The 13,955-nt window shown below is 59.9% G+C and carries 10 protein-coding genes and 1 pseudogene; all 11 read left to right on the top strand.

What is annotated here, in order from left to right; genetic code table 11:
- Positions 1-99 precede the first annotated feature (99 nt).
- A complete protein-coding gene (locus EGN72_RS13265; protein WP_127048348.1) occupies positions 100-642 on the top strand; it encodes a type VI secretion system tube protein Hcp in 543 nt (180 codons plus the stop codon).
- A gap of 121 nt (positions 643-763) precedes the next feature.
- Positions 764-1,600 (top strand): type VI secretion system accessory protein TagJ, encoded by an 837-nt coding sequence (locus EGN72_RS13270; protein WP_127048350.1) that lies wholly within the window; start codon positions 764-766, stop codon positions 1,598-1,600.
- A complete protein-coding gene (tssE, locus tag EGN72_RS13275; RefSeq protein ID WP_127048351.1) occupies positions 1,600-2,124 on the top strand; it encodes a type VI secretion system baseplate subunit TssE in 525 nt (174 codons plus the stop codon). Before EGN72_RS13270 ends, tssE begins: the two co-directional genes overlap by 1 nt.
- Positions 2,124-4,001 (top strand): type VI secretion system baseplate subunit TssF, encoded by a 1,878-nt coding sequence (gene tssF / locus EGN72_RS13280; RefSeq protein ID WP_127048353.1) that lies wholly within the window; start codon positions 2,124-2,126, stop codon positions 3,999-4,001. The genes tssE and tssF overlap by 1 nt, the downstream gene beginning before the upstream one ends.
- Positions 3,965-5,029 (top strand): type VI secretion system baseplate subunit TssG, encoded by a 1,065-nt coding sequence (tssG, locus tag EGN72_RS13285; protein ID WP_127048355.1) that lies wholly within the window; start codon positions 3,965-3,967, stop codon positions 5,027-5,029. The genes tssF and tssG overlap by 37 nt, the downstream gene beginning before the upstream one ends.
- 79 nt (positions 5,030-5,108) lie before the next feature.
- The gene (gene tssH / locus EGN72_RS13290; RefSeq protein ID WP_127048356.1) at positions 5,109-7,802 is read left to right on the top strand and encodes a type VI secretion system ATPase TssH; all 2,694 of its coding nucleotides are present in this window, start codon (positions 5,109-5,111) and stop codon (positions 7,800-7,802) included.
- A gap of 47 nt (positions 7,803-7,849) precedes the next feature.
- Positions 7,850-8,785 carry a hypothetical protein gene (locus tag EGN72_RS13295; RefSeq protein WP_127048358.1) on the top strand — a complete coding sequence of 312 codons (936 nt, stop codon included), beginning with the start codon at positions 7,850-7,852 and terminating at the stop codon, positions 8,783-8,785.
- Between the two features lie 52 nt (positions 8,786-8,837).
- Positions 8,838-9,689, top strand: coding sequence for an ion transporter (locus EGN72_RS13300; protein WP_370323283.1), 852 nt, complete (start codon positions 8,838-8,840; stop codon positions 9,687-9,689).
- A pseudogene (gene tssB / locus EGN72_RS19495) lies at positions 9,686-10,171 on the top strand (type VI secretion system contractile sheath small subunit); the annotation flags it as partial. The gene EGN72_RS13300 and the pseudogene tssB, both read left to right, overlap by 4 nt.
- Positions 10,172-10,177: 6 nt before the next feature.
- Positions 10,178-13,627, top strand: coding sequence for a type VI secretion system contractile sheath domain-containing protein (locus EGN72_RS19680; RefSeq protein ID WP_370323298.1), 3,450 nt, complete (start codon positions 10,178-10,180; stop codon positions 13,625-13,627).
- Entirely contained in the window at positions 13,627-13,932 is a 306-nt protein-coding gene (locus EGN72_RS13310) for a hypothetical protein (protein ID WP_127048362.1), read from the top strand. Before EGN72_RS19680 ends, EGN72_RS13310 begins: the two co-directional genes overlap by 1 nt.
- Positions 13,933-13,955: the final 23 nt, after the last annotated feature.

Below are 13,955 nucleotides of genomic sequence, written 5' to 3' on the forward strand. Positions count from 1 at the left end.
GGGCATCTTTGCGGATGCTGTATTAACCGCGGGCCACCAAACGCCTGCGCCGGTTGCGGAAAGCCCGCGGTCCGGTCAACTCAGTAAGGGGAATTACTCATGTCTTTTGACGCATTTCTTTGGTCTCCGACCCATAGTAAAGAATCCGTGGATGTTGGCGGCATTCCTGGCGAAACCCAGGATGAAAATTACTCCAAAAAAGGCGCTTTCGAGATCATCTCATTTGAAATCGGGGCGGAAAACAACATCAACATCGGCTCGATCAGCTCGGGCGGTGGTGCCGGTAAGGCAACCTTCAAGGAATTCACCGTCACCAAGAAAACGGACACCGCTTCTTGCGGTCTGTTCCACGCGCTGGTGACGGGTAAGCACTTTCAGGATATGATCGTCGAACTGCGTCGCTCTGGCGAATCTGCCAGCGTGACCGGCGGTGTGTTCATGAAGTTCGAATTCCGCCTTGTGATGGTGCAGGATATCAGCTGGTCGGGTTCTGACGGTGACGATACGCCGGAAGAAACCGTTATCTTCCAGTTTGGCGCGATCGAAATCACCTACAGCCAGCAGAGCATCAAGGGCCAGATGGAAAAGCCGAAGGTCGTTCGTTGGAGCCGTGTGAAGAACACGCCTTCCTTGACGGTCTGATCTTTCAGATTGGTCCGGCCCATATTGCGGGCCGGACCGCTTTTGCTGGCATGGGGTCCTTGGCTGGCCTTGCCGGGTGCATTGGCTTGCGCCGAGGGTGGCAAGTAAGAAAGGATTTTTCATGAGCAGCGTAGGTGGTGACAGTGGCAAGGCGCCAAACGCCGAAGACCTGATCCGGCAAGGCGATCCGGTCGCGGCGCTGGCCGCACTCCAAGCGCAGATCCGAGGGTCCGCCGCCGATCCGAAACTGCGCGTTTTCTTGTTCCAGCTTCTCGCCGTTCTGGGCGATTGGAAGCGGGCCATCACGCAACTGAAAGTTTCCGCAGAACTAGACGCGCTGGCCACGCCCATGGCGCAGACCTACCGCGAAGGTATCATCTGCGAGGTGTATCGCGAAAAGGTGTTTTCGGGCGAAAAGGAACCGCTGGTATTCGGCGAGCCGCAAGAATGGGTTGCCTTGTTGATCGAGGCGCTGAAAGTGCAGGCGGCTGGCCGGATGGCCGATGCCGCCGCCCTGCGCGCCAAAGCATTTGAGGCTGCCCCCGCCGTTGGTGGCACGCTGAACGGTGAACATTTTGAATGGGTGGCCGATGCCGATATGCGGCTTGGCCCGGTTTTGGAAGTCATCGTGAACGGGCGGTATTTCTGGATGCCGTTCAACCAGATTGGCAGCATCACCGCCGAGGCCCCTGCCGATTTGCGCGATTGCGTCTGGACGGCGGTGAACATGACCCTGCGCAACGGTGGCGATATCGTTGCCTTGATCCCGACGCGCTATACAGGAACCGCAGAACGTGGCAGCGCCGCCGAAAAGCTGTCGCGCGCAACCAATTGGCAAGATATCGGGTCGGACACGTTTGTCGGCCTTGGCCAGCGTCTTTTGGCCACCGATGCGGGGGATACCGCGCTGATGGATCTGCGCAGCCTTGTGATTACGCAGCCTGACGAGGCCCCCTGATGTCCGATCATGCGCTGACCGAACGGCTTCAGCCTTCCTTGCTTGATCGGTTGACCGATGATGACCCCACGAACCCTAAAGAAACCCGCGACAGCCGTGTGATTGATCTGCGCCGCCTGCGCGAGATCATTCAGCGCGATCTGGTCTGGTTGCTGAACACTTTTGACAACAGCTCCATGGTTGATGCGGAACGCTATCCCAATGTCAGCCAATCGGTGCTGTCCTATGGGGTAGAGGAAGTGGCGGGGGAGTTTTCGACAGCCGCGCGGGCGGGACGTATCCGCAATTCCATCCACCGCGCGATTGAAAAGTTTGAACCGCGGATCATCCCCGGCTCGCTCGATGTGATTTTGCGTGATTCGGAATCCAAGGGGCAAACGCTTGTTACCTTTGATATTGCCGCAGATATGTGGGCGCAGCCCTTGCCGATGGAACTCTATCTGCGGTCCGAGGTGGATATCACCACCGGTGAGCTGAAGCTGGAGCGGCCGGGCCAAGGGGCCGCCCCGGTGCGGAGGCGCTGATGGATACCCGCCTGCTGCGCCATTACGAAAACGAACTGTCCTATCTGCGCGAGATGGGGGCCGAGTTTGCCGAGGCCTATCCCAAGATTGCGGCCCGTCTTGGCATGGAAAGCGCCGAAGTGCTGGACCCCTATGTAGAGCGGTTGCTGGAAGGTGTGGCCTTTCTGTCGGCGCGGGTGCAGTTGGAAATGGAACTGCAATTCCCGGCCTTTACCCGGCATCTGCTGGAAATCGTCTATCCGCATTATCTGGCCCCGACCCCGTCCATGATGGTCGCGGCCTTCGATCCAGACCCTGCCAACGCCGCCATGGCCGATGGGTTTACCTTGAAGCGGGGCACGCAATTGCGGTCGTCGCTGGGCGAAGGGGATCAGACGGCTTGTGTCTTTACCACCTCGCAGGATGTCACGCTGTGGCCGATTGATATCATTGAGGCGGAATATCTGGACGGGCGCGGGCAATTGGTGGCTGCCGGAATTTCGCGCGATGTTGAGGCGCGGGCTGGTATTCGCCTGCGCTTGCGCCGCCGGGGGGTAGAGCCGATTTCGGGCCTGTCGCTGGACAAGCTGACCTTGTTTCTGAACAACAAGGCAGGCCGCCACTGGGATCTGCACGAACTGTTGTGCACCCAAGTCACTGGTATGGCTGCACGGTCCACCGACCGGCGGGCCGATTGGGTGTTGGACCTGCCGCAAGCGCAGGTCACGCCGCGCGGTTTCGCGGCGGATGAGGCTTTGTTGCCCACTCCGAAACGTTCGTTCGACGGCTATCGCCTGTTGCAGGAATATTTCGGGATGCCCGAACGCTTTCATTTCGTTGATCTCAAAGGCCTGTCGCCAGCGTTGAAAAAGGCCACCGGCACCGAGGTGGATATCTATCTGATGCTGCGCGATGGCATGCCCGATATCGCCGCCTCTGTTACGCCTGAGGCGTTTACTTTGCATGCCACCCCCGCGATCAACCTGTTTGACAAGCGTTGCGACCGGGTGCTGCTGACCACGACGGATGTGGAGCATCACATCGTGCCAGACCGCACCGCTCCGCTGGATTTTGAGATATACAGCATCAAATCGGTGCAAGGCATTTCAGAGCGCGGCGACAAGGATACCGAATTCCGGCCTTTCTATTCCTCGGATGATTTTACGGCGGCGGGCGATATGCACCCGTCTTACTACACCCAATTCCGCCGGATGCGGCAGCGCAGTGAGAAAGAGCGCCTGAAAGGTGTGCGCACCTCATACCTTGGGTCGGAATTGTATCTGACCTTGGTTGACCCGCAGCAAGCGCCCTATCCGGTCGATCTGGGCCAGCTTTCGGTGCAGGCGATTTGCACCAATCGCGATTTGCCGATGCTGCTGGCAACCGGGGCGGCAGATGTGTTCCACTTGCCCGATGGCGGGCCTGTGGCGCATGTGACCACCCCGGTGCCGCCCACCCGCCCGCGCCCCAGCTTGGGGCAGGGCGATACGGCCTGGCGGCTGATCAGCCACCTTAGCCTGAATTATCTGTCGATTGTCGATACCGATAATGGCGGCGGGATCGAGGCGTTGCGCGAATTGGTCGGCATCTATGCACCGTCATCCGACAAGACCATCGAAAAGCAGATCGAGGGCATGATCTCTATCGAAAGCCGCCCGATTGTGCGGCGCATGTCGGATGGGGTCTTGTCAACGGCGGTGCGCGGCCTTGAACTGAAGCTTGGCTTTGACGACAGTTTTTATGAAGGGACAAGCGTCTATGTGCTTGGCTCGGTGCTGGAGCGGTTTTTCCGCAGATATGTGACGATCAACAGCTTTACCGAAACCGTGCTGTTCACGCGGCAGCGGGGGGAAATTGCAAGATGGAAACCGGAGACGGGGCTGGCCAGGATCATCTGACGCATTACGCGCAGCTTCTGGCCGAGCCTGAAAAATACCACATCTTCCGCGCGCTTCGTATCCTCGAAGCGCAGTTTCCCGATTTGCCCCGCTTGGGCGAAAGCACGCGCCCCCGGCAAGAACCCTTTCGGCTGGAACAAGAGGCAGAGCTAGCCTTTCCCCCCTCCACCATCGCGAAAATGGTGCCGCCTGCGCAGGGCAAACCGGGGAGGTTGATCAACCGTTTCTTTGGCTTGTTTGGCCCGCATGGCCCCTTGCCGCTGCACCTGACGGAATTTGCCCGCGACCGCCAGCGCAACCATCGCGACCCGACCTTCCTTGCCTTTGGCAATATGCTGACGCATCGCCTCTTTGGGTTGTTTTATCGCGCCTATGCCGTGGCGCATCCGGCACCGTCCTTTGACCGGTCGCTGAAAGGCAACCGTGCAGGGCGCGAGGTGGACCCGTTTGCGCGCAAGGTCGCGGCGCTGTCTGGCCATTATGAAAAGGGGTTCAACAACCGCGATGAAATGCCAGATATGGCCAAGCGCCATTTCGTCGGCCATCTGACACCGGGGCCAAAACATGCGCATGGTCTGGTGTCCATCATCTCGGGCTTTGTGCGCGCGCCTGTGACCTTGCAGCAATTCGTCGGGCAATGGCTGGAACTGGAACCCGGCGACCGCTGGCAATTGGGCAGCCGCGTGGGGCTTGGGCTTGGCACCTCGATCGGCAGCAAGGTGTGGTCGCATGCCGCCAAGTTCCGCCTGCGTATCGGCCCGCTGACGCTTAAGGATTTTGAACGGATGATGCCCGGCTCGCCCTCTCTGGCGCGACTGGAGGCGATTGTGCGCAACTATGTCGGTGACACGCTGGATTGGGATATCAACCTTGTGCTGCGCCGCGAGGAGGTGCCGCAGGCGGTGCTGGGCCAAACCACGATGCTGGGCCACACAAGCTGGATCGGCACCAGAACAGGCGACACAGACGCCGATGATCTGTATCTTATTCCCAGAAGTCTGGTGCAAAGGCGGTCAACCGCAGAGTGACGGGGCACGCAATCATTTCGGGATGACGACATAACAAAGGGGCAAAGCCCAAAGATTTGACAGGGAAAGGTTTTGAAAGATGAGCGATATCAGCCGCGTTGCACTTTTTGGCAAACTGAACAAACTGGGCTATCAGGCAATCGAAAGTGCCGCTGTTTTCTGCAAATTGCGCGGCAACCCCTATGTGGAGGTGGTGCATTGGTTCCACCAGATTTTGCAGGGTGCCGACAGCGATATTCACCGCATTGCCAAGCATTACAAACTGGACGCCTCTAACCTCGCCCGCGATATGACGCGGGCGCTGGATGCTTTGCCGCGTGGCGCCTCGGCGATTTCTGATCTGTCCAGCCATCTGGAAAACGCGGTTGAACGCGCTTGGGTCTATGGCTCGCTCAAGTATAATTCCAGTCAGGTCCGCACCGGGCATATCGTGCTGGGCATGCTGAAAACCAAAGAGATGCAGAATATCCTGTTCGGCATCTCGGACGAATTCCGCAAGATCAAACCGGATGATCTGGCCGATAATTTTGACGCCGCTGTCGAAGGCTCGCCCGAGGACAACATGCGCGCGCAGGATGGGTCCAGCGTTGGCGGGGGCGTTTCTCCCGGTGAACATTCGGGTGCCATCGCCCCCGCCCAGATGGGCAAGGAAGAGGCACTGGCGCAGTTCTGCACCGACCTGACGCAGCAGGCCCGCGATGGCAAGATCGACCCGATTGTGGGCCGCGATGAAGAAATCCGCCAAGTCGTCGATGTGCTGATGCGCCGCCGCCAGAACAACCCGATTCTGACCGGCGAGGCAGGCGTGGGCAAAACCGCCGTGGTCGAAGGCTTTGCCCTGCGCATCGCGCGCGGTGATGTGCCGCCCGCGCTGAAAGAGGCCAAGCTGATGTCGCTGGACGTGGGGCTGTTGCAGGCCGGTGCCAGCATGAAGGGCGAGTTTGAAAACCGTCTGCGCTCGGTGATCGACGAGGTGCAGGCCTCCACCGTGCCGATCATCATGTTCATTGATGAAACCCACACGCTGGTCGGCGCAGGGGGCGCGGCGGGCACGGGTGATGCGGCCAACCTGCTTAAACCCGCTTTGGCGCGCGGCACCTTGCGCACCATCGGCGCGACGACTTGGGCCGAATACAAAAAGCATATCGAAAAAGACCCGGCACTGACCCGGCGTTTTCAAACCGTGGTGGTGGATGAACCCAGCCCGACCAAAGCCATCATGATGATGCGCGGCATCGCGTCGATGCTGGAAAAGCACCACAAGGTGCAGGTGCTGGACGAAGGGATTGAGGCGGCGGTGAACCTGTCGGCCCGCTATATCCCCGCGCGGCAATTGCCGGATAAATCGGTGTCGGTGCTGGATACCGCCTGCGCTCGCGTGGCGATCAGCCAATTCGCGGTGCCCGCCGAGGTCGACGACAGCCGCCGCCGCATTTCCGCGCTGGAGACGGAGCTGGAAATCATCGGCCGCGATGAAACCGCAGGTTATGACGTCGAAGAACGCCGCGCTGCCGTCACCTTTGCCAAGACGGAGGAGGAGTCGCGGCTGGAAGGGCTGACCGCGCGTTGGGAAGCAGAAAAAGCGGTGGTGGAGGAAATCCTCGCAATCCGCGCCAAGCTGCGCGAAGGCGGTGCGCCCGTCGATCAGGCCGATGCCCCCGCCAGCCCGCTGGAACCCGAAGCGCGTGCCGATCTGATCGCGCAGCTCAAGGCCAAGAACAAGGACCTGATCGCGATGCAAGGCGACAGCCCGCTGATCCTGCCCATCGTCGATGCGCAGGCCGTGGCGACCGTGGTGGGCGATTGGACGGGCATCCCCGTGGGCCGTATGGTCAAGGATGAGATTGAAACAGTGCTGAACCTTGAGCAGCATCTGGCCAAGCGCGTCATCGGGCAAGACCACGCGATGAAGATGATCGCCAAGCGCATCCAAACCAGCCGCGCGGGCCTTGATAATCCGCAAAAACCGATTGGGGTGTTCATGCTGGCAGGCACCAGCGGCGTCGGCAAAACCGAAACCGCACTGGCCTTGGCCGAGGTGCTGTATGGCGGTGAGCAGAATGTCATCACCATCAACATGTCGGAATATCAAGAGGCGCATACCGTCAGCAGCCTGAAAGGCGCCCCCCCCGGCTATGTCGGCTATGGCGAAGGCGGCGTGCTGACCGAGGCGGTGCGGCGCAAACCCTATTCGGTGGTGCTGCTGGACGAGGTGGAAAAAGCCCATCCCGATGTGCATGAGATTTTCTTTCAGGTGTTCGACAAGGGCGTGATGGAGGATGGCGAAGGCCGCTCCATTGATTTCAAGAATACCCTGATCCTGCTGACGACCAATGCAGGCACCGAGATGATCATGGACCTGTGCTCTGACCCCGATCTGATGCCCGACCCCGAAGGCATGGCCAAGGCGCTGCGCGAACCCTTGCTGAAAATCTTTCCGCCCGCGCTGCTGGGGCGTCTGGTCACGATCCCCTATTACCCGCTGTCGCCGGAAATGATTGGCAAGATCACCGTCTTGCAATTGAACCGGATCAAAAAGCGGGTTGAGGCCGCGCACAGCGTTCCCTTCGAGTATTCTGACGCCGTTGTGCAAACGATTGTTGACCGTTGTCAGGAACTGGAAAGCGGTGGCCGCATGATCGACGCCATCGTCACGAACACCATGCTGCCCGAGATTTCGGAGGAATTTCTGCGCCGGATGATGACCGGGGGCGAGGTGAACAAAGTGGCTATTGATGCAAAGGATGGAGAGTTCAGCTATAGTTTTGAGTGATTGCACCAAAAACAGCCTGACCAAAAATATTTTTGAAAGGATAGACTATGGCTGGCGATTTGAAGGTGAAGATGGAGGCGAAACTTAAGGTCTTTCCCATGAAGGAGATGGGCAAAGACGTGACCGCCTATATGAAAAAGAACCCGGCACTTCAGAAGAAGTTTGAACGCATCGAATATTCGGAAAAGGTAGAGCTGGATAAGCGCAAATGGACGCCGAAAAAGCTGCAAGACGGTTTGGCGGCGGTCGCGCGGTATGAATTGAAACTGCTTGCCGTGCGCGCGGCCAAGATGATCAAGGATGGCGAAAAGGGTGATCCGAAAAAGCTGGAAAAGGCCCTGACCAAGGAATTTGAGGATATCAAGTCGCAAATCCTCGACAAGGCCTCTTTGGCGATTGAAGAAGTGGTCAGCGACAAAGGCGACAACGCCAAATCGCTGAAGGATTGCAAGGCGGCATTTGGCAAGCTGGGGGATGTGGATTTCGCCAATATGTATAAGGGACCACGGGAATCCATGGTCGTGATCTTTGACAATCTTGCCGCTGCCCTCAAGGATGCGGGTGAACAGAAAGATGGCGGCAAAGCGATGTTTTCCAGTTATCTCAAGGATATTGAAGAGATCACGGGTGATTTCGAAAGGGTGGGAAAGGCCGCGAATACGGCGATTGATACATTGCTGAAAGCCGCCAAAACCACGAAAGCCGATAAAAGCGTGGATGCAGAGCTGACGGCTTTTGCCGAAAAGGTATTGAAGAACGAAGGTAAATTCACCAGCGCCGTGGACAAGGGCAAGAAGTTCTCGGATGCGCTGGAGGCGGCGGCAAAACTGATGAAGGCGGGCAAGGCGACCGAGAAAGACGCCAAACTGCAAGCCGCAGTATTCAAAAAGCTTTCGGGGCTGGATGGGTCGGGAAAGGATGCAATTTCACTGGCCCGCAAACTGGAACCCGAATTCAAGAAGATTGAGAAGAAACTGAAATAGTCTGCGGCGCCCCAGTTCCCGATGGGGCGCGAATTTTAAGAGGAACGTCGCATTGGAACACTCGACTGATATCGCCATCTCTCCGCTCCGTCAGAAACTGCGTGATGTGGTCGAACGACCGCTGGTGCGGATGTGGATCATGGCATTGGTCATCCTGAACGCGGCGTTGTTGGGGCTGTCTACTTCGCCTTGGGTGATGGAACGGGTTGGGGGGCTGATCTGGCTGTTGGATCGCTTGATCCTTGCGATTTTCGTGTTGGAGATTTTGGCGAAACTGGTGGCCTATGGGCGGTCCTTTTTCCGCGATGGCTGGAATGTGTTTGACTTCTTTGTCGTTGGTCTGGGTCTGTTGCCGCAGGCCAATGGCCTGTCTGCCTTGCGGGCGCTGCGGGTGATCCGGGCGCTGCGCATTCTGTCGGCGGTGCCGCAGATGCGCAATGTGGTGCAGGCCTTGTTTGACGCGCTGCCGGGGATGGGCGCCGTTGTAATCATGCTGTCCATCGTGTTCTATGTCTTTGCCGTGATGGCGACGATCATGTTCGGCGCGGCCTTCCCGGATTGGTTCGGAACTGTGGGGGAATCGCTTTATTCCTTGTTCCAGATCATGACGCTGGAAAGCTGGTCGATGGGCATCGTGCGCCCGGTGATGGAGGTATTCCCCTTCGCTTGGGCGTTTTTCGTGCCTTTCATCGTCATGACGGCGTTTTCCGTGCTCAACCTGTTCATCGGTTTGCTGGTCAACACCATGCAATCGGCGGTGGAAAGCGAAGCCGAGCAAGAGTTTGAACAATTGCGCGATCTGGTCAGGTCAGAGACGGATCAGGTCGATGCGCATGTGATGGAGTTGCAGAAAGAGATTGCAGAGTTGCGCGGAGACATCCGCGCTTTGATGGATAGGTCATAATGGCAAGCTCACAGAAATTTATCGCGCGGAACCGCGCGCCCCGCGTTCAGATCGAATATGATGTGGAGCTTTATGGCGCCGAGAAGAAGGTTCAACTGCCTTTCGTGATGGGTGTCATGTCTGACCTTGCGGGTAAATCAGAGGTGCCGCAGCCCACGATTGCGGACCGCAAGTTTCTGGAAATTGATGTCGATAATTTCGACAGCCGGATGAAAAGCATGAAGCCACGGGCGGCTTTTACCGTGCCAAACACCCTGACGGGCGAAGGCAATAGGGCCGTCGATATCACGTTCGAATCGATGGATGATTTCAGCCCCGCTGCGATTGCCGCCAAGATTGAACCGCTGAAAAAACTGTTGGACGCGCGCACGCAGCTTGCCAACCTGATGACTTATATGGACGGCAAGTCCGGGGCGGAGTCTTTGATTGAAAACGTCTTGCAGGATCGCAGCCTTTTGGCCGGGCTGGTCTCAGGCGCGGCCGAAGACATGAGCCAAAGCGCCATTTTGTCAGACTTGCGTGCCAAGGCCGAAGCTGCGCGCGCCAAGGAGGCCGAGGCCGCCGCCAAGATCGAGGCAGAGAAAGCCGCAGCGCTTTCGGCCCTACGCGCCAAAACGGTGGAAGCGGAGCCAGAAGCCGACCCATCCACCGCCGCACTGGCGGCCCTGCGCGCCTTGCAGCCGGGTGAAAACCCGCACGCTGACACCAGCGCCGAAGACGCCTTGAACGCCCTGCGCAGTGCCGCCCCGGTAGCGAAGGCGCCAGAGGACAACAGCGCCGCCTTGGATGCCCTGCGCAGCGCTGCCCCGGCAGCGAAAGCGCCAGAAGACAACAGCGCCGCCTTGGACGCTCTGCGCAATGCCGCCCCGGCAGCGAAAGCGCCAGAGGACAACAGCGCCGCCTTGGACACCCTGCGCAGCGCCGCCCCGGTAGCGAAGGCCCCAGAGGACAACAGCGCCGCCTTGGACGCTCTGCGCAATGCCGCCCCGGCAGCGAAAGCGCCAGAGGACAACAGCGCCGCCTTGGACACCCTGCGCAGCGCTGCCCCGGCAGCGAAGGCTCCAGAAGACAACAGCGCCGCCTTGGATGCCCTGCGCAGCGCCGCCCCGGCAGCGAAAGCGCCAGAAGACAACAGCGCGGCGCTGGACGCCCTGCGCAGCGCTGCCCCGGCAGCGAAAGCGCCAGAGGACAACAGCGCCGCCTTGGACACCCTGCGCAGCGCCGCCCCGGTAGCGAAGGCCCCAGAGGACAACAGCGCCGCCTTGGATGCCCTGCGCAGCGCCATCCCGACGCAGGCGGATGATGAGGCGACATTGCCGCCGCGACCGTTGGAGGATGCCTTGGCGGACCTGTTGGCGGATGCTGCCCCGATGGGGGAGGAGGCGCAAGAGGATCTGAGCGCGCTTTTGGGCGGGCAGCACAGCGCCGAGACTGACCCGCTCGCCGATCTTCTGGCCGACGCTGCCCCCACGGTTGATGATCTGGAGGGCGAGGTGGAGCGGGAAGGCATCGGCAGCTTGCTGGGCCCGCAAGAGGATGACGCGCTGGCGGCCTTGCTTGCCGATGACGAGCCCGAGGCGACCGACGATCTGACCGCGTCTGATGCACCGCTTTCGGGCGATATGGGTATGGCGCTGGACGGGCTTGATGACCTGCTGGCCGAGGGTATCGCCGAACCCGTGCCAGAGGTTGACCCGCTGGATGCGCTGTTGGCAGACCCGGGACCTGCGCCCGAAACCTCTGAGCCGCTGGGGGCCTTTCTGGCAGAGCCGGCAGAGGAGTCGCTGGAAGGCTTGGTGCCCGTGGATTTGACCACCCCGGATGATGACCCCTTGGATGGGTTGATGGCAGAGGCTGCGCCGGAGCCGGATCCGCTGGCCGATCTGGGCGATCTGGATGACCTGCTGGACGGGTTGACGGGTGATGCCGCAGACCCGATGGACGCGCCGCCCGTGGTCGCAGAACCCGCCGCCGAGGATACGTTGGAACTGGCTGATCTGGATGATCTGTTGGGGGCCTTCGACAGCCCGCCAGACCCGGCCCCGCAACCTGCCGCGCTACAGCCCGCGACATCAGAGTCCACGGACCTGTTGGATGATCTGGACCTGCTTTTGGCCGAAACTGCACCGCCCGCACCTGCCGCCGCAGCAACGGCGGAGCCGGACGCCCTGTCCGCCTTGGATGATCTTTTGGGCGGCGATCCGGCCCCCGCTACCGCTGCCCCCCATCAAAGCCGCTCGCGCGGTGGGCGGTTCGGGACGCTGACCGCGCCCACGCCCAGTATCGACGCGCTGGACCGCCCGCGTTTTCGCATGGCGATCTTTGGTGATTTCTCGGGCCGGGCCGCTCGCGGCGCGATGGAGGTTGGCGAAGCGCTGGCCCGTCGGCGTGGCATCCCCTTGGATGTGGATACGGTCGAAGAGGTGATCGAAGGTTTTGCCACAACGCTGGTGCTGCCCATCGGCCCCGATGGCAAAGGCATCTCGGTGAAACTGGGGGGGCTGGACGATCTGCACCCCGATGAACTGGTTGATAATCTGGACCTGTTCGACGCGCTGAAAGGCCTGCGTGGGCGGCTGGCCAATGCCTCTACCGCCGCCTCGGCGGTGCGAGAGATGCAAGGCTGGGGCGAAAGCTTCACCATCGCTGCCGCGCCCACCCATGGCCGCTCTGCCGCGTCCAGCATCCCGGCAGACAAGAAGCTGAGCGATTTTCAAAAGCTGATCGGCGATACCACGGGGCGCTTGTCGCAAGCCTCGCCGATTGATGATCTGATAGGGCAGATCGTGGGGCCGCATATCGTGCCCGGCCCAAACCCCGAAGCCGAGGCGCTGAAAGCCTCGGTTGACGAGGCGATGTCATCGGCGATGCGGCTGGTGCTGCATCACCCGGAGTTTCAGGCGCTGGAGGCGCAATGGCGCGCGCTGGACCTGTTGGCGCGGCGCATTGAAACCGATGTGAAGCTGACAATCACGCTGTTTGACGTGTCTGCCGAAGAGATTGCGGCCGACCTTGCCTCGGTCGATGATCTGTCGCAATCGGGCCTGTTCCGGTTGCTGGATGCACCGCTGCAAGAGGAAGGCGCGATTGGCTTTTCCGCCATGTTCGGCATGTATGCGTTCGAAGAAACCCCGCCCCATGCCGAACTTCTGGCGCGGATTGGCAAGATTGCGGCGCATGTGCAGGCCCCGTTCATCGCCTCTATGGCCCCCGGTTTCATGGAAGTGCCGTTGAAGGAACGCCACGCCCTGACCGCCGCCGCCTGGGACAAGCTGCGCGAAACCGATGCGGCGCGCTATCTTGGCCTTGCCACCCCGCGCTTTTTGCTGCGCCGCCCCTATGGCAAGAAAACCGAACCGATTGACGCTTTCGCCTTTGAGGAATTCACCCAGTCCGAAGGGCTGAAAGGGATGCTCTGGGCCAATCCGGTGGTGCTGGTTGCCATTCTGATGGCGCAGGAATGGAAAGACGGCGACCGCAAGATGAGTTTGGGGAATGTGATGTCGCTGGATGATATCCCGTTCCATTTCGTCACCGATCAGCACGGCGATCAGGTGGCGCTGCCCTGCACCGAGCGCAATCTGACAGAGGCGCGCGCGCAGCTTGTGCTGGGCCGGGGCTATATGCCGGTCGTGTCCATTCGCGGGCGCGATGTGGTGCGGCTGGCTTCGTTTCACGCGTTGAGTGGTGACCTGTTGGCGGGGCCATGGTCTGGCCCGTTGAAACCGCGGGTCGCGCCGACCGGGTCGCCGCTTGACGTGGAAACCACCGCAAAGAGGGTGCCGGATCAACCCAAGGTGCCGCAACCGGACCCGGCCCCGACTGCGGAAGAAGAAGATGATCTGGACGCGCTGTTGGCCGGGTTTGGTGACTTGCCAATCGCGACCGATCCTGATGCGATTGACGCCGATTTGGCCGCACTGTTGGAGGGCTTGTGATGCAGGATGCAACGGATCAAAAAACCAATCCTGGCGAAGGCGATGATGATGCCCCGATGACTTTGCTTGCAGTTGGACAAGGATACTGGCTTTATAAGGGAGTCGACCTGCTGAATGACATGTTGTTTGGGCAAGGTGCCTACCCGTTTAAGGTCAAGTGCTATGTTTTCAAGGATGTGTTTGAATTGAACAAGTTCGGGGGGGGGTCTATTTCGGTCCCCTCTTTGTGGAGAATTACGCCGGATATTGTGGACCGGTTGCGTGATGAGAACCTACTGATTGAGATATTTTCACCTGACGGCTGAATTACGGCGCGCCGGGACGAAAG

Origin of the sequence: Pseudorhodobacter sp. E13 (genome assembly GCF_003991405.1) — a bacterium.
GTDB lineage: Bacteria > Pseudomonadota > Alphaproteobacteria > Rhodobacterales > Rhodobacteraceae > Pseudorhodobacter.

Coding starts and splice junctions, on each gene's coding strand:
- EGN72_RS13265 (WP_127048348.1), top strand. CDS start 100: ATGTCTTTTGACGCATTTCTTTGGTCTCCGACCCATAGTAAAGAATCC.
- EGN72_RS13270 (WP_127048350.1), top strand. CDS start 764: ATGAGCAGCGTAGGTGGTGACAGTGGCAAGGCGCCAAACGCCGAAGAC.
- tssE (WP_127048351.1), top strand. CDS start 1,600: ATGTCCGATCATGCGCTGACCGAACGGCTTCAGCCTTCCTTGCTTGAT.
- tssF (WP_127048353.1), top strand. CDS start 2,124: ATGGATACCCGCCTGCTGCGCCATTACGAAAACGAACTGTCCTATCTG.
- tssG (WP_127048355.1), top strand. CDS start 3,965: ATGGAAACCGGAGACGGGGCTGGCCAGGATCATCTGACGCATTACGCG.
- tssH (WP_127048356.1), top strand. CDS start 5,109: ATGAGCGATATCAGCCGCGTTGCACTTTTTGGCAAACTGAACAAACTG.
- EGN72_RS13295 (WP_127048358.1), top strand. CDS start 7,850: ATGGCTGGCGATTTGAAGGTGAAGATGGAGGCGAAACTTAAGGTCTTT.
- EGN72_RS19680 (WP_370323298.1), top strand. CDS start 10,178: ATGAGCCAAAGCGCCATTTTGTCAGACTTGCGTGCCAAGGCCGAAGCT.
- EGN72_RS13310 (WP_127048362.1), top strand. CDS start 13,627: ATGCAGGATGCAACGGATCAAAAAACCAATCCTGGCGAAGGCGATGAT.